Origin of the sequence: Lampropedia aestuarii (assembly GCF_004803635.1) — a bacterium.
Lineage (GTDB): Bacteria > Pseudomonadota > Gammaproteobacteria > Burkholderiales > Burkholderiaceae_C > Lampropedia > Lampropedia aestuarii.
This window is the reverse complement of sequence record NZ_SSWX01000018.1, coordinates 1-15,353: the sequence shown is the minus strand read 5'-3', so window position 1 is coordinate 15,353 and position 15,353 is coordinate 1. Positions and strand designations below refer to the sequence as shown.

At 58.8% G+C, this 15,353-nt stretch carries 12 protein-coding genes; 9 read left to right on the top strand and 3 right to left on the bottom strand.

All coding sequences use genetic code 11. The annotated features are described in order from the left end of the window. The first annotated feature begins 110 nt into the window (after positions 1–110). The 4 genes from lnt (at position 111) to E8K88_RS13190 (ending at position 4,915) form a co-directional block, all read left to right on the top strand. The gene (lnt, locus tag E8K88_RS13205; RefSeq protein WP_136407150.1) at positions 111–1,772 is read left to right on the top strand and encodes an apolipoprotein N-acyltransferase; all 1,662 of its coding nucleotides are present in this window, start codon (positions 111–113) and stop codon (positions 1,770–1,772) included. Between the two features lie 310 nt (positions 1,773–2,082). Next, the gene (glyQ, locus tag E8K88_RS13200; RefSeq protein ID WP_136407149.1) at positions 2,083–3,018 is read left to right on the top strand and encodes a glycine--tRNA ligase subunit alpha; all 936 of its coding nucleotides are present in this window, start codon (positions 2,083–2,085) and stop codon (positions 3,016–3,018) included. 38 nt (positions 3,019–3,056) lie between these two features. After that, on the top strand, positions 3,057–3,578 hold the full coding sequence (locus E8K88_RS13195; protein WP_136407148.1) for a metal-dependent hydrolase: 522 nt from the start codon (positions 3,057–3,059) through the stop codon (positions 3,576–3,578). A gap of 134 nt (positions 3,579–3,712) precedes the next feature. After that, a complete protein-coding gene (locus E8K88_RS13190; protein ID WP_168797331.1) occupies positions 3,713–4,915 on the top strand; it encodes an MFS transporter in 1,203 nt (400 codons plus the stop codon). A 19-nt stretch (positions 4,916–4,934) separates the two neighbouring features. Here the strand turns inward: E8K88_RS13190 and soxR are convergent, their stop codons facing one another. Continuing rightward, positions 4,935–5,435, bottom strand: a complete 501-nt coding sequence (gene soxR / locus E8K88_RS13185) for a redox-sensitive transcriptional activator SoxR (protein WP_136407146.1) — start codon at positions 5,433–5,435, stop codon at positions 4,935–4,937. Between the two features lie 211 nt (positions 5,436–5,646). Between soxR and E8K88_RS13180 the strand changes: the two genes are divergently transcribed. Genes E8K88_RS13180 through E8K88_RS13170 form a run of 3 tightly spaced genes read left to right on the top strand, consistent with a single transcriptional unit; the run spans position 5,647 to position 11,482 of the window. Next, positions 5,647–6,864 carry an efflux RND transporter periplasmic adaptor subunit gene (locus E8K88_RS13180; RefSeq protein WP_136407145.1) on the top strand — a complete coding sequence of 406 codons (1,218 nt, stop codon included), beginning with the start codon at positions 5,647–5,649 and terminating at the stop codon, positions 6,862–6,864. A 12-nt stretch (positions 6,865–6,876) separates the two neighbouring features. Then, positions 6,877–10,056 (top strand): efflux RND transporter permease subunit, encoded by a 3,180-nt coding sequence (locus tag E8K88_RS13175; RefSeq protein ID WP_136407144.1) that lies wholly within the window; start codon positions 6,877–6,879, stop codon positions 10,054–10,056. After that, the gene (locus E8K88_RS13170; RefSeq protein ID WP_240754528.1) at positions 10,049–11,482 is read left to right on the top strand and encodes an efflux transporter outer membrane subunit; all 1,434 of its coding nucleotides are present in this window, start codon (positions 10,049–10,051) and stop codon (positions 11,480–11,482) included. The genes E8K88_RS13175 and E8K88_RS13170 overlap by 8 nt, the downstream gene beginning before the upstream one ends. A 72-nt stretch (positions 11,483–11,554) precedes the next feature. Here E8K88_RS13170 and E8K88_RS13165 read toward each other — a convergent pair whose 3' ends face one another. Further along, positions 11,555–12,676, bottom strand: a complete 1,122-nt coding sequence (locus tag E8K88_RS13165; protein ID WP_136407143.1) for an NADH:flavin oxidoreductase/NADH oxidase — start codon at positions 12,674–12,676, stop codon at positions 11,555–11,557. Positions 12,677–12,902: 226 nt separating this feature from the next. Between E8K88_RS13165 and E8K88_RS13160 the strand changes: the two genes are divergently transcribed. Then, positions 12,903–13,844, top strand: coding sequence for a LysR family transcriptional regulator (locus tag E8K88_RS13160; RefSeq protein ID WP_136407142.1), 942 nt, complete (start codon positions 12,903–12,905; stop codon positions 13,842–13,844). Positions 13,845–13,932: 88 nt separating this feature from the next. Here E8K88_RS13160 and E8K88_RS18045 read toward each other — a convergent pair whose 3' ends face one another. Further along, a complete protein-coding gene (locus E8K88_RS18045) occupies positions 13,933–14,130 on the bottom strand; it encodes a hypothetical protein (protein WP_168797330.1) in 198 nt (65 codons plus the stop codon). 169 nt (positions 14,131–14,299) lie between these two features. Here E8K88_RS18045 and E8K88_RS13150 point away from each other — a divergent pair, with 169 nt between their 5' ends. Continuing rightward, a complete protein-coding gene (locus E8K88_RS13150; protein WP_136407141.1) occupies positions 14,300–14,827 on the top strand; it encodes an acyloxyacyl hydrolase in 528 nt (175 codons plus the stop codon). The last annotated feature ends 526 nt before the right edge of the window (positions 14,828–15,353 follow it).

Genomic DNA, 15,353 nt, shown 5'->3' with positions numbered 1-15,353 from the left:
CTGCCTCGTCTTGGTAGCTTGCTCCAGCAGGGCGGCCGCCATGCCATGCAGGCCCAGCCTCTGACACCATGCAGAGTGCGGGCTGTTTGCCGTTAAGGGAATCGTTCACTATGTCTTTATTGGCCCGAGAATTTCGGCTCATCCGTTTTGAGCGCATCGCTGCCTGGCTGTGCCTGCCGCTGCTGGCCATGCTGCAAGCCTGGTCCTTGGCCAGCCAGTCCGGTCAAGCCGCTTGGTGGGCGCAGGTTGGGGCACTCGCTGGCTTCTTTCTGTTTTTGGATGGCAGCCGCAGTGCCAAGCAAGCCGCCTTGCGTGGCTGGTGGTTTGCCACTTGCTGGCTGGCCTCGGTCTTTAGCTGGCTTTACATCTCGATGCACACCTATGCGGGCTTGTCCGCTGCGTTGGCGGCGGCGGCCGTGCTGGCTCTGGCTGCCGCGCTGGCCTTGTATTACGCAATTGCGGCAGCGCTGTATTGGCGTTTGCGGGTGTATGGCTTCATGGGCAGTGCGCTGCTGTTTGCCGCTTGCTGGAGTTTGGCCGAACTCGCTCGTGGGCAGTGGCTGACCGGTTTTCCCTGGGGGGCGATTGGCTACGCCCATGTGGATGGCCCGCTGGCCTGGCTGGCGCGCTGGGTGGGCGTCTACGGCATTGGCGCAGTGGCTGCCATGTTTGCGGCTTTGCTGGCATTTGTGCTCGTTGCGGTGCTGGGCTATATATTTGGGCGGTTTATCAGCATTTCACGATTGCCGGTCTCTGGTCCACGCATGCTGTCCGCGCCTGCCTGGCTGCTGTTGCTGGCAGTGGCCGTGCATGTCGGTGGTGTCTGGCAGCGCGCGCAGTTTGCCAGTGCCGATGCACAGCAGCACAGCCAGCCGGTGAGCGTGGCGCTGCTGCAAGGCAATATCCCCATTGCCGAGAAATTCGACCCCTCCACTGGCGTGATCGACTCACTCAATTGGTATGGTGACCAATTCCGCCAGCGCACGGAAAGCCTGGTGATTGCGCCTGAGACAGCCATTCCGGTGCTCAAGCCTGATTTGCCGATCGAGTACTTCGCCATCGTCACTGAGCCTTACCGCAATGGCGAACAAGCACTGTTGACTGGCATTCCACTGGGCAGCCCATTGACTGGGTATACGAACTCGGTTGAAGGCGTCAAACCCGGTGGCGAACCTTATATTTACAGCAAATCCCATTTGGTGCCATTTGGCGAGTTCGTGCCGCCGATGTTCCAGTGGTTCAATGACATGATGGACATTCCGCTGGACAGTTTCAGCCGTGGCGCGGTGGTTCAACCATCGTTTGAATGGCAGGGTGAGCGTTTTGCTCCCAATATCTGCTATGAGGATTTGTTTGGTGAAGAGCTGGCGCAGCGCTTTACCGACGCCAACCAAGCACCGACCGTACTGGTCAATTTCAGCAATATTGGCTGGTTTGGTGAGGGCAAGGTGATTGACCAGCATTTGAACATCAGCCGGATGCGCACGCTGGAATTGGAGCGCCCAATGATTCGCGCCACCAATACCGGCGCGACGGCCATCATCGACCACCGCGGCCAGGTGCAAGCCAAGGCACCGCGCGCCACAGTGCAGGTGCTGTCGGGTGAAGTCACTGGCGTGGGACAGGGAGGTGAGGCCAGCAGCATTACCCCATATGCGCGTTGGGCTGGCGTGTGGCGCTTGTGGCCGCTGTGGATGGTGGCCTTGCTGACGCTGGTGTTGGTGCCCGTGGTGCTGCGCCGTTTGCCAGCGCTGCGCCGCAGTTATCAATAACCAAGCTAAATGTCCCAAATGGGTTTTATATTGTCTGCGGGCATGAATTAGAATCCTAGGCTTGCCTTGGCTTTAAGAGCCTGCTCAAAATCTCCACGCAGCCGAGTTAAAGCCCAAAAAGCGCATTGCGGCGTTGCCTGTTTTGCTCATACAGACGTATGGGCTGCAATAGGCGGCTTGCACAGCCTCTTTTTTGTGCCTTGCGCGGCTGCAAAAAGATCGTAAACACGTTCTAAGGCGCGTCTGACATACGTAGGCGCGTTTGTTTTATTTGGTCTGCCAGGCCCGCTTTCACGAATTCACCACTGCCATGCTTACCTTCCAGCAAATCATCCTTACCTTGCAAAACTACTGGGACCAGCAAGGCTGCACGCTGCTGCAGCCCTATGACATGGAAGTGGGGGCGGGCACCAGCCATACCGCAACCTTTTTGCGCGCTATTGGCCCTGAGCCATGGAAGGCCGCTTATGTGCAGCCTAGCCGTCGCCCCAAGGATGGCCGCTACGGCGAGAACCCGAACCGCTTGCAGCACTATTACCAATACCAGGTGGTGCTCAAGCCAGCGCCAGCCAATATCCTGGACTTGTATTTGGGCAGTCTGAAAGCGCTGGGCTTTGATCTGAACAAAAATGACATCCGTTTTGTCGAAGACGACTGGGAAAATCCGACTTTGGGCGCCTGGGGCCTGGGCTGGGAAGTCTGGCTCAACGGCATGGAGGTCACGCAATTCACCTACTTCCAGCAAGTAGGCGGGATTGACTGCCGCCCGATTACCGGTGAGATCACCTATGGTCTGGAGCGTCTGGCGATGTATCTGCAAGGCGTAGAGAACGTTTATGACCTGACTTATTCGATCGCTCCAGATGGCACGAAGGTCACTTACGGCGATGTCTTCCACCAAAACGAGGTCGAGCAATCGACCTACAACTTTGAATACTCCGACGCCGATTTCCTGTTCATTGCATTCAATGCCTACGAGAAAGAAGCCCAGTTGTTGATGGAAAAGCAATTGGCTTTGCCAGCCTATGAGCAGGTGCTCAAAGCCGCGCACACCTTCAATTTGCTGGATGCGCGTGGCGCGATCTCGGTGACCGAGCGTGCCGCTTACATTGGCCGTATTCGCAATCTGGCGCGCAGCGTCGCCAAGAGTTACTACGAAAGCCGTGAGCGCTTGGGCTTTCCAATGGCGCCGCGCGAATGGGTGGCGCAAATGGAAAAGGCCACTGACAACAAGAAAGTGGCTTAAACACGCAGGCCCTGCTGCCCCTTTGCCATCAAACTGCCGTGCCCACGATCTTCTCTCATATCGCTGTGCCGATTGCTGCCAAAGTGGCGGCTGGGGCGAGGATTCCTGCCTCGATGCTGTTGATGGGCATGTTGGCTGCGATCCTGCCCGACTTCGACGGCATTCCGCGCCAGTTTGGCCTGCGTTTTGAGGGGATTTGGGACCATCGCGGCTTCACGCATTCGATTGGTTTTGCCTTTGCCATCGGCATGGTCGGCATTGGCTTTGCCAAGCGCTGGGGCATCGCCTGGTGGAAAGCTTGGGTGTGGATGTTTGTCTGCTGCTTCTCGCACCCATTGCTGGATGCCTGTACGACCGGGCGCTATGGTGTGCCGCTGATGTGGCCGCTGTGGGATGCGCGCTACAACAGTCCGTGGAAGTTCATTGCTGTCTCGCCGGTGCGCGCAGATGCGTTTTTCACGGCCAGGGGCTGGGCCGTCTTTAAAAATGAATTGTTGACAGTGTGGTTGCCTTTGATGGGCGCTGCTGTCTTGGTCTTGTTTGGCCGCAAGATGCGTTAGAGCCTGCTGCAAGGGGCCACTATGCTTGACTTAAAGGCCACTTGAAGCGGCAAACTCCAGTCCTGTTCGACATGCATCGGACAGCATGGCCGTGCCGGTGCAGGCGTGGCCTGATCTTTACACAACAGGCTGGTATGACTCCCTTACACAAGACTTCCTGGCGCAATATTGCTTTGGCCATTGTGACCTCGCTGGTTGCGTCGTTTCAAATTGGCAAAGCCATTATTGCGCTGCCGTTGCTGCAAGCTGCTCCGCTGCATTTGAGCCTGACACAAACGGGCATGGTGATCTCGGCTTTGGCCATTGTCGGTGCATTTTTTGCGATGCCCTTGGGAGTTCTCATTGCGCGGCTGGATGCCCGCAAGGTGCTGACTGTGGGCTTGTTGGTGGTGGCTGCGAGCAGTGTTGCAGGCAGCCAAGCCGATCACATTGTGGGCTTATTGGTCTCGCGGGTGCTGGAGGGCGTGGCGGTAGTGGTATTGCTGGTGTGTGCCTCAAGCGTTGTCGGGCGCCAGGCCCATGCTGCAGACCGTGATTTGGCGATGGCACTGTCCAGCACGGCAGTGCCAAGCGGCATTGCCTTGGTGATTTGTGCGACTACGTTGGCGGCTGCGCTGGGTTTTGAGTTGACTTGGAGCTGCATTTGGATGGTCAATGCCGTGCTGGCGTTGGCCTATGCACCCGTTGTTTGGCTGGGCTTGCCGCGTATGCCACCCTTGTCATTGCACATCGGCTCATCAGACGAGCGGGTGCAGACGAGCAGCATTTGGGGTGCTATTGGCCGTGTAGCCACTACGCGTAAAGCGCAATTGATTGCCATCGGTTTTGGCCTCTATGCGATTGTGTATTTTGCGTTCTCGGGCTTTCTGCCCTTATTGCTGCGCGATTTGTTGGCTTTGACACCGATTCAGGCAGGTTTTGCCAGCGCCGCCATCGTTGCTACCAATGTGCTGGGCAATCTTGGTGCTGGGGCCTTGATGCGGCGTGGCGTGGCGCCGCGCCATATTGTCGCAGGCAGTTTTGGGGCCGCAGTAGTGTGTATTCCGGTATTGTTTTGGCTCAGCTTGCCACCAGTGCTGGCGGCCTTCGTGTCCGCGGGGATGATTGGCTGCATGGGGGCGACTCCCGGCGCCTTGTCTGCGCTTGCGCCCCGCGTGGCGCCAGAACCAGCCTTGGTCGCCCCCACGATTGGTTTGATGCTGCAAGGCAGCTATTTGGGGCAGGTGATTGGCCCCATGTCGGCAGGAGGCCTGGCGCAATTGGGCGGATGGACCTTGGTCGCTTGCATGCTGCTGCCTTTGGCACTGGCAGGGGTGTTTGTGGCGCGTAAGTTATGAGTTGGGTGGGCGCCAATATTCAGGTTTTTCCGGGTGTTTGTATGCCATCCTCAGGCTCGGCGGCAGTCAGCCTGTCGCCCAGCCACACGCGTGGGCCAGCGCCTTTGACGGCGATGCAGTCAGCACGGTTGAAGACATTGCAGACCTTCATCGACAGGCAGCCGCAGCCAATGCAGTTATCCAGGCTTTTGCGCAGGTGCGTCAGCTCTGCAATGCGCTCGTCGACACGGCTGACCCATAACTGCGACAGGCTGCTCCATTCCTCGCCAGTGGGTGCATGGTGCTTGGGAAGGCCATTGAGCTGCTCGGCAATTTCTTCCAGCTGAAAGCCCAGGCGCTGGGCAAACAGGATATAGGCGACGCGGCGCAAGGATGAGCGCCGGTAACGGCGGTGTCCGGTCTGGCTGCGCACCGATTCCAGCAATCCCAGGCTCTCGTAATAGCGCAACGCAGACGCATTGACGCCGCTGCGCTGGGCAATCTTGCCAATCGATAGCAGTTCATCTTCCCGTACGTTCATTGGGGTTTCCTCGTTCATTTCTTGACTTAAAGTTAACTTTAACTTGAAGAATGCATTCCCGCAACGGGTCCAGCCCAATTGAGCGCCATGTGTAGCAGTGCATGGCTGCCTCGCAGACCAGCTTGTCAAGCTGCAAGCCAAGCCCGTGCTGCCAGTTCCCATCCCTGCGCAGAGGGCGCAGAGGGGCCGTTTTTGCATTAAAGGAAACCACATGCCATCCATTTTTTCCACGCACTGGTGCGCGCGCAGCGCAGCGGCGCTGAGCACAGTGCTTGTGCTCTTGGCCTTGTCCGCCTGTCGACCCGCGCCAAGCAATCAGGCACAAGCAGCGTCCAGTGAGCCAATACCGGCCACCGTGCAGGTGGTGCAGGTGCAGAGCCAGCCCGTGCAGCTATGGGACAGTTTCAATGGCCGCATTGCTGCGCCTGAGACCGTCGAGTTGCGGCCCCGGGTTGATGGCTATATCGACAGCGTGGCTTTCACTGAAGGCCAGTGGGTTGAAAAAGGCCAGGTGCTGTTTCGCATCGACCCGCGATCCTACAGGGCGGCTCTGGCCAGTGCACAAGCGCAATTGCAAAGTGCCAAAGCGGCGGCTGTTTTGGCCAAGAGCCAGGACCAGCGCGCCCGCGATTTGGTTGCGGCCAAGGCCATTTCGGTCGAAGAGGCCGATCAACGCGCAGGCACACTGGCGCAAGCGCAGGCCCAGGTGCAAGCGGCTGAAGCGGCTGTGAGCACGGCGCAACTGGCGCTGAACTTTACCGAAGTGCGCGCACCCATCAGTGGCCTGGCCGGTCGCGCGTTGTTGACCGTGGGTAATTTGGCGCAGGCCAACCAAAGCGTGTTGACGACGCTGGTCTCGGGCAATCCAGTCCATGTGTATTTCGATGCCGACGAGCACAGCCTGCGGCGCAGCCGCGAAGCCGGGGCTGCCGCGCAGGTTGCGATGGTGCGTGTGGGACTCAGTGGCGAGGTCGACTTCCCGCACCAGGGGCAGCTGAGCTTTACCGACAACCAGCTCGATCCGCAAACCGGCACGATCCGCCTGCGCGCTACCCTGGATAACACCCAGGGCCAGTTCACACCGGGCATGTTTGCACGTGTGCAAATGCAGGCTGGCCAGCCCATCACTGCCGTGTTGATCGATGACAAGGCCGTGCTGACCGACCAGAGTCGCCAATATGCGTATGTGGTGGGCCCTGACCAGCGCGCCGAGCGGCGTGAGCTGACATTGGGGCGCATGGTGCAAGGCCAGCGCGTGGTTCACGCGGGCTTGCAGCCAGGTGATTGGCTGGTGGTTGCGGGGATGCAGCGTATCTACTACCCCGGCATGCCACTGGCGCCTGAGCCGCAGGGCGATATGCCCAAGGCTGCCGATGCCGATGCCGATGCCGATGCCGTGGCTCGTGCTGTAGCGCAGCCGCAATCCTGATCGGAGCCACGCATGAACTTCAGCCGATTTTTCATCGACCGGCCGATCTTTGCGATCGTGCTCTCCGTCATCTTGTTCGCTGCTGGTTTGATTGCCATTCCGCAGCTGCCTTCGGGTGAATATCCCGAGGTCGTGCCGCCCAGCGTCATGGTGCGAGCGGTCTATCCAGGCGCCAATCCCAAGGACATTGCCGAATCGGTTGCCGTGCCCTTGGAAGAAGCCATCAACGGTGTTGAAGGCCTGATGTACCTGAAGTCAGTGGCCGCTTCTGATGGCAGCTTGCAGGTGATTGCCAGTTTTCGTCCTGGCACTGACCCCGATGCCGCTGCCGTGCGGGTGCAAAACCGCGTCAGCCAAGCGCAAAGTCGCCTGCCTGAAGAGGTGCGGCAATACGGCATTACTACGCAAAAGCAGTCGAACACGCCGCTGATGTATGTGGGGCTGGCCTCGACCGACGGCCAGCACGACACCTTGTATCTGCGCAATTACGTGACCTTGCAAGTCAAGGATGTGCTGGCGCGCATTCCCGGCATTGGCGATGTGGGCGTGTACGGTGCGGGCGATTACGCCATGCGCATTTGGCTGGACCCTGAGCAGCTCGCTGCACGGCAACTGACAGCCAGCGATGTGCTGGCGGCGGTGCGTGAGCAAAACGTGCAGGTCTCGGCTGGGCAATTGGGCGCTGAGCCCAGCAAAGCGGGCGCGGACAAGCTGCTGTCGATCAACGTGCAAGGCCGACTCAAAAGCCCAGAAGAGTTTGGCGAGATCGTGCTCAAAGCAGGTGAGTCTGGGCAGTTGGTCCGACTGGCCGATGTGGCCAGGCTGGAGCTGGGCGCCAGCGACTACAGCTTGCGCGCATCGCTTGACCACCAGGATATGGCTGCGATGGGCATTTTCCTCACGCCAGGGGCCAATGCGCTGGGCGTGGCCGAGCAGGTTTACCAAACCTTGGATTCGCTCTCTGCGAATTTGCCGCAGGGCACACAATTTGAGTATCTGTGGGACCCGACGGTGTTTGTGCGCGATTCGATCAAAGCCGTGCAAACCACCTTGATAGAAGCGGTGGTGCTGGTTGTGCTGGTGGTGATTGTCTTTTTGCAGACCTGGCGCGCCTCGCTGATTCCCTTGCTGGCGGTGCCGGTGTCGATTGTCGGCACCTTTGCGGGACTCTACCTGCTGGGTTATTCGATCAATACCCTGACCTTGTTTGGGCTGGTGCTGGCCATTGGGATTGTGGTTGACGATGCGATTGTCGTGGTCGAGAACGTCGAGCGCTTTATTCAGCAAGGCCACCAACCGCGACAGGCAGCGTATTTGGCCATGCAAGAGGTGACTGGGCCGATTATTGCAATTGCCCTGGTGCTGTGCGCGGTGTTTGTGCCAATGGCATTTTTGGATGGCATCACCGGGCAGTTTTACCAGCAGTTTGCGGTGACGATTGCGATCTCTACCGTGATTTCGGCGATCAACTCGCTGACCTTGTCGCCAGCGCTGGCGGCCAAGCTGTTGCAAGGCCATGGCGCGCGCAAGGACTGGCTCACGCGTGCCATGGATGCCTGCTTGGGCCGCTTCTTCCAAGCCTTTAACCGTGTGTTTGCGCGCAGCGCCAACGCCTATGAGGGCGTGGTGGGGCGCTCTTTCCGCGCGCGTGGTGTGGTCATGCTGGTCTACGTTGGTTTGCTGGCGGGCACAGCCGTGCTGCTCAACCACGTGCCAGGTGGCTTTATTCCAATGCAGGACAAGCTGTACTTGTTTGCAGGGGCCAAACTGCCAGAAGGCGCGTCGCTGCAGCGCACCGACCAGGTCACGCAAGCGTTGACGCAGCTGTCGCTGTCGGTTGAGGGGGTCGAATCCGTGTCGGCCTTTGCAGGCCTGAATGCATTGCAAGGCACGAATACGCCCAATCTCAGCAGCTCTTACGTGATTTTGAAACCGTTCGAGGCACGCTCGCGCAGTGCCACCGACATCAGCGCCGAGCTCAATGCCAAGCTCGCAGGCATGGACGAGGGCTTTGGCTACGCACTGATGCCGCCGCCAATTCAGGGCCTGGGCAATGGCTCGGGCTATTCGCTGTTTTTGGAAGACCGCGCAGGTTTAGGCTACGCCGCACTGCAGCAGGCGCTCGATGCGATGCAGGCCGAGATCGCCAAAACACCGGGCATGCATTACCCGGTCAGCGCCTACCAATCGAATATTCCGCAGTTGGAGGTCGAGGTCGATCGCAGCAAAGCCAAGGCGCAAGGCGTGGCACTGGGCGATCTGTTTCAAACCTTGCAAACCTATTTGGGCTCGGTGTACGTCAATGACTTCAATGCGTTTGGCCGTGTCTACCGGGTCGTGCTGCAAGCCGATGCCGACTACCGCCAGACTGCCCAAGACATTGGCCAGCTGCAAACGCGCAATCAGCAGGGCCAGATGGTGCCGCTGGCCTCCATGGTCAGCATCACACCCAGCTATGGGCCCGATCCGGTGATGCGCTACAACGGATTTCCTGCGGCTGATTTGATTGGTGATGCAGACCCACGTGTGCTGTCATCCAGCCAGACGCTGGCCAAGCTGCGCGAGATCGCAGACAACACCCTGCCGCCGGGCATTGCGCTGGCTTGGACCGAGATGAGCTACCAGCAAGTGGCGCAAAGCGATGCATCCAGCGTGGTGTTTATGCTCGCTGTGGTCCTTGTGTTTTTGGTGTTGGCTGCGCTCTATGAAAGCTGGACCTTGCCATTGGCGGTCATCCTGATCGTGCCAGTCAGTATCTGTGCAGCCTTGTTTGGAGTCTGGCTTACGGGGGGGGACAACAACGTGTTTGTGCAAGTGGGCCTGGTCGTGCTGATGGGACTGGCCTGCAAAAACGCGATTTTGATTGTCGAGTTTGCGCGTGAGCTGGAAATGCAAGGTGTTGCTACATGGCAGGCAGCGCGGCAAGCCTGCCGGTTGCGATTGCGGCCGATTGTGATGACCTCGATTGCCTTTATTGCCGGCGCTGTGCCGCTGCTGGTGGGGCATGGTGCGGGGGCTGAAGTGCGTGCGGTCACTGGTGTGACCGTGTTCTCAGGCATGCTGGGCGTGACCTTGTTTGGCTTGTTCCTGACGCCAGTGTTTTATGTGAGCCTGCGCAAGCTCAGCGGTGGATCGCTGGTGGCTGTGCGCGGTGATGCAACCCCATCGATGCAGGAGGCCACCCATGGCTAAGCAAGGAATTGCCAGTGGCATGGCCCTGGCCTGCAGCTTGTTGATTACTGGCTGCGCCACGGTAGGCCCGGATTTTCAAAGCCCACAAGCCGCCAGCGCGTGGCCCGCACAGTTTGCACGAGCCACTATGGCCGCTTCTACTGAAGCGCAGCAAGACCGCGGTGACCTGCAGGGCACAGCGTTCTGGCGCCAGTTTGGTGATGCGCAGTTGAGCGCGCTGGTGCAACAAGCGCTGCACAACAACCAGGACCTGGCTGCAGCGGCGGCCAGACTGCAAGCTGCGCAGGCCTTGTTGTCGCAGGCGCAATGGCAGCGTTGGCCCAGTGTGACCATGCAAGGCAATGCAGCGCAGCAAAACCGCAGCGCTGAACAAATGGCCTCAGCGCGCAGCTACAGTGCCAGCATCCATGCCCGTTGGGAGCTGGATTGGTGGGGCCGCATTCAGCGTGCGGTCGAGGCCGAGCAGGCGCAGCAGCAAGCCACGCAGGCCGATTTGCAGGCGCTGCAAGTGCTGATTGCCGCGCAAGTAGCCGATAGCTACGTGCAGCTGCGCGGCTTGCAGCAGCGGCTGGCGATTGCCATGGCGGCCGAGCGCAACCAGCATGCGATCTGGCAATTGGTTGAGCGCCGACTGCAGGCCGGCAGCAGCACCGAGCTCGATCGCAGCCGCGCTCAGGCGCAATGGCAAGCCACGCAAGCACAACTGCCACCACTGCAGCAGCACATTGCGCGGCAAGAGCACCGACTGGCTGTTTTATTGGGGCGTACACCCAATCAATTGATTGGGGCGTTTGATGGCAATGGCCAGTTGCCACAACCGCCTGCGATGATGGCACCCGGCACACCGGCCGATGTCCTGCGGCGCAGACCCGATATAGCGGCTGCAGAGGCGCGCCTGCATGCGGCCACTGCGCGCATTGGAGTGGCCACTGCCGATTTGTTCCCAAGCGTTAGCTTAGGCGCAGTGCTGGGCAGTACCGCATTTGCTGGGCGTGATGTATTCAGCGCTGGCACGGCCAATCGCAGCGTGCTGTTGGGCATTGATTGGACGTTTCTGGATGCAGGCCGCGTGCGTGCGCGCATAGCCGCCAGCGAAGCCGGTGCGGCAGAACAGTTGGCGAACTACCAGCAGCAAGTGCTTCTGGCCTTGGAGGAGGTGGAAAACGCCTTGGTGCAGTTGGACCGCAACCATGCGGAGCTGCAGCTGCTGCAGTCCGTTACTGCGCAACGCAACCAGGCCGAGCAACTGGCCCAGCGCATGTTCCAGGCAGGCACGGCGAGCCTGTTCGATGTGCTGGAGACGCAACGAGAGCAACTGAACGCCCAGGATGCACAGGCTCAAAGCCAAGTCAACGCCGTGCGCGCCAGCATTGCGCTGTACCAGGCCATCGCTGGTGATTGGACTGCGAATGCGGAAGGTGGCTAGCGCGCGGGGGGCGCAATTAGAGCGCGCAATTGCTCAGTGCTGCTGGGGGTTAAATAGCCAGCCCAGGCATGCTTATTGGCTGCGAAACAAGGCCTTGAACTCACGCGGCTGGCTGCGCCAATACTGCGGTGGTGCATCGACCTGAGCCCCCAGCTCTGCCGCTGCATGCCACGGCCAGCGTGGATCGTAGAGCGCTGCGCGGCCAATGCCGATGGCATCGGCTTGGCCGCTGGCCAAAAGCGCCTCTGCGTAGGCGGGTGTGGTGATCAGGCCCACAGCAATCACCGCAATGTCGGCTTCTTTTTTGATCGCCGTGGCAAAGCCGACCTGGTAGCCTGCTTCGAGTGGGATTGCCTGTTGCGGCGACAGGCCACCGCTGGAGACGTGGATGATCGGCGCGCCCAGGGCTTTGAGTGCTTTAGACAGGGTCACCGAGCTCTCCAGATCCCAGCCGCCATCGACCCAGTCTGAGGCCGAAATACGCACCCAGACCGGTTTGCTGGGGTTAAAGGCCTGGCGCACGGCTTGGTACAGCTGCAGAGCAAAACGCATGCGGTTTTCCAAACTGCCGCCGTATTCATCGTCCCGCTGGTTGCTCAAGGGCGAGAGGAACTGGTGCACCAGATAGCCGTGCGCCATGTGCAGTTCAATGCCGTCGATGCCTGCGGCATCGGCACGCTGGGCGGCACGCACAAAATCGGCAATCACTTGGGTGATGTCTTCTTTGGACAAGGCGCGTGGCGGTGCATCGATGTCGTTATGGGGCAGTGCCGAGGCTGAGATGGTTTGCCAGCCATTGGGCTGGTTCGGGGCAATATTGGCGCCGCCATGCCATGGTGCTTGGCACGAGGCCTTGCGGCCTGCATGGGCCAGCTGGATGGCTACCGGCATGGTTGACATGTGAGCGAGTTGCTTGCGCAGCTTGGTCAAAGCGGCTTGGTTGTCATCGCTGTACAAGCCCACATCCCAGGCGGTGATGCGGCCTTCTGGGGCGACGGCCGTGGCCTCAATAATCAATAAACCAGCGCCAGAAACGGCCAGGCTGCCGTAGTGCATGGAGTGCCAGTCATTGGCATTGCCGTCTTGTGCCGAATATTGACACATGGGCGGAATAACGATGCGGTTAGTCAGGCTTAAATGGCCAATGGTCAGGGCTGTGAATAGCTGCGGGGATTGATCGGGTGCGTGGCTCATGGTGCGTGCGTGTTGATTAAAAAGATCAGTGGGATGGACAAGTGCCAAGCGCATCTGCAGGCTAGCGTTGGCTGGTGCAGTGCCACTGGGCTCTTACTACGGATACCATCATGCGTCTTTTCATTAAAAATGAGAATACTCTAAAATTCGTTATCTTCTTTGCGTTAAACGCAATGATGAGATGGGTTTTTTGGCGCTTTATAGGATTACGGCAGAGGAGGCACCTATGGACAAATTTGCGGCATTGAATGCATTTATGGCGGTGGTGGAGAATGGGGGGTTTGCGCCGGCTGCGCGCCGATTGGGGGTGGCACCTTCTTCGTTGACGCGGCAGTTGAACATGCTGGAGAAGCAGCTGAGTGCACGCCTGATGAACCGCTCCACACGCATGGTCACACTCACCGATGCCGGGCAGCGGTACTACGAAGAGGCGCGCCGGATTGTTGATGAGTTGGAGAGTGCCGATCGCTCAATTTGTGAGCTGGCCGGGCCGCCCAGTGGCTTGCTGCGTATTTCGATGCCGCAGGCGTTTGGCTGGTTGCATATTGCCCCTGTCGTGGCCGATTTCTTGCAGCAGTATCCGGATGTGCGCTTGGATATTCAGCTCAGCGATGAACTGGCCAACTTGGTCGAGGACCGCTTCGATGTGGCGATTCGTCTTGGCTCCACAGTGGCGCAGAACCTGGTGGCGCGCAAACTCGCTCCGCATACACGCTTGTTGTGCGCCAGTCCCTCGTATCTGCAAGCGCATGGCGTGCCTGCCACGCCGGCCGATTTGAGCCGCCACAATTGCTTGAGTTTTAATTATGGTGACTTGAGCCATTCCAGCACCTGGTCGTTCACTTGTCAGAGCAAGACCGAGAAGGTGCGTGTTTCTGGCAATTTGCGCGCCAATGGCTCAGAGGTTCTCAGACAGGCGACTATCGGTGGCGTCGGCTTGGCGATCATGCCGACTTGGCTGATTGGACAAGACGTGAGCGCAGGTCGGCTTGTGAGGGTGCTGCAGGATTGGCAGCCATGGGTTGGCGACAGCGACATGGGAGGCATTTGGGCCGTGTATTTGCCCAACCGGCGCGGCTCTAAAAAACTCAATGCGTTTTTGGACTTTCTCAGTGGCCATTTTGGCTCTCCGGCGTATTGGGATCGTTGCCAGCAGCCGCAGCCATGACAGGCAGTCTGGGCTGCCATGGTTGTGGACTGGCGCTTCATCCCAAATAGGCGCCAAGCCTGCAGGGCGCACTTCGTGGCCATTGCGCTCAAGGCTTGCGTGATGCGCCATGTTCTCGCATGTGGTCGATGAGGGACGCACCGCATAGCCCAGCTGCCGCGCCCCGGCCTGGGCAATGTGCGCCACTGTGCGCAATGCCTTGATCTGCATCGGCTTCGTTGTCGTCAAACCAGGCCGAGGAGCAAACGGTCGCGCGCAAGGCACTTGCCGATTGCAGCTGACGCATGGCTTGCTGCATCTATGCAACGCTGTCATGGCAGAGCCAGTTCTATCGTGCTAGCATCGATTCTTCTTGCTAAAAATTGATCAAAAATATTTCATAGTCAGTTTTCTCTATCGTGGTTGCCTCTTGTGTGCGACAGGCGATGGTGATCCACCCATTTAGAAGGGGCGGTATGGTCAAAAAATATTTCTCAACCATATTTTTCGCGCTTGCTCTCTTGAGTTTTTCTCCTTTTTTATATGCTTGGGATCTCGCCGTCTCGGTGGGACGTACAGGGCAAACACAAACCACTTATCGGGTCGGGGCTTTTCAGGATTGGTCCTCCCGCTGGCTAGAAAGCTCGACGGGTTACGTGTCAGGATTTTGGGACATGGGTCTGACCCGTTGGCAGGCCGGAGATCTCGGGCAGACAAGCTACAGCCTGTCTTTGAGCCCTGTGTTTGTCTACCAATTCAAACGCAGTGGCTCTTTGCAGCCATTTTTTGAAGCGGGCATTGGTGCTGCGGCGTTTTCAAAAACGCGTGTAGGGGACAAACAGCTCGGTGGGTCGCTGAATTTTGAAGACCGCCTGGGCGTGGGCTTTGATTATGGAAAGCACCGCTTTGGGTTCAGAGTGCTGCACTACTCCAACGCGGGGATCAGTAAGCCCAATGAAGGCATTGAAAGTTATAGCCTCTACTACAGCTATCGATTTGATTGAATTGCATCAGACCTGACTCGAGCAGACAAACGCACCACGGATGCAAGTGGTGCAATGCGCTGCTGTGGTGCGGCTGCTAGTCATGCCTGCTGCATTCGCCAACTTGCAGGCGATCCGGGCAGTGGTGAGCTGCAAGAGGGCTTTGCCAATGCCCTCTTAGAGCCTGCTCAAATTCTCCACGCAGACCGCGTTGGAGCCCAAAAGGATACGATGCGCGGCAAAAACCGCAGTCGGGCTATCTGCCCGGCGAGGATTTTTAACAAGGCAGCGTGCCTTTTGGGCCCCAACCCGAAGGGCAAGGCACAAAAAGCGCATGACTGCGTTGCCCGTTGTGCTCATACAGACATATGAGCTGCAACAGGCGTCTTGTACTGCCTCTTTTTTTGTCCCTTGCGCGACTGCGTCGAGACTAAACAGCCGAGCAGTTTCAGGTCAGGATGGTCGATGCTTGTGCCCAAGCATGGTGCAGCTGTTTAGTGGCCTTGTTGCAGCTGTGCCTGGCTAACCCAGGTGCCGTGAAAGCCAT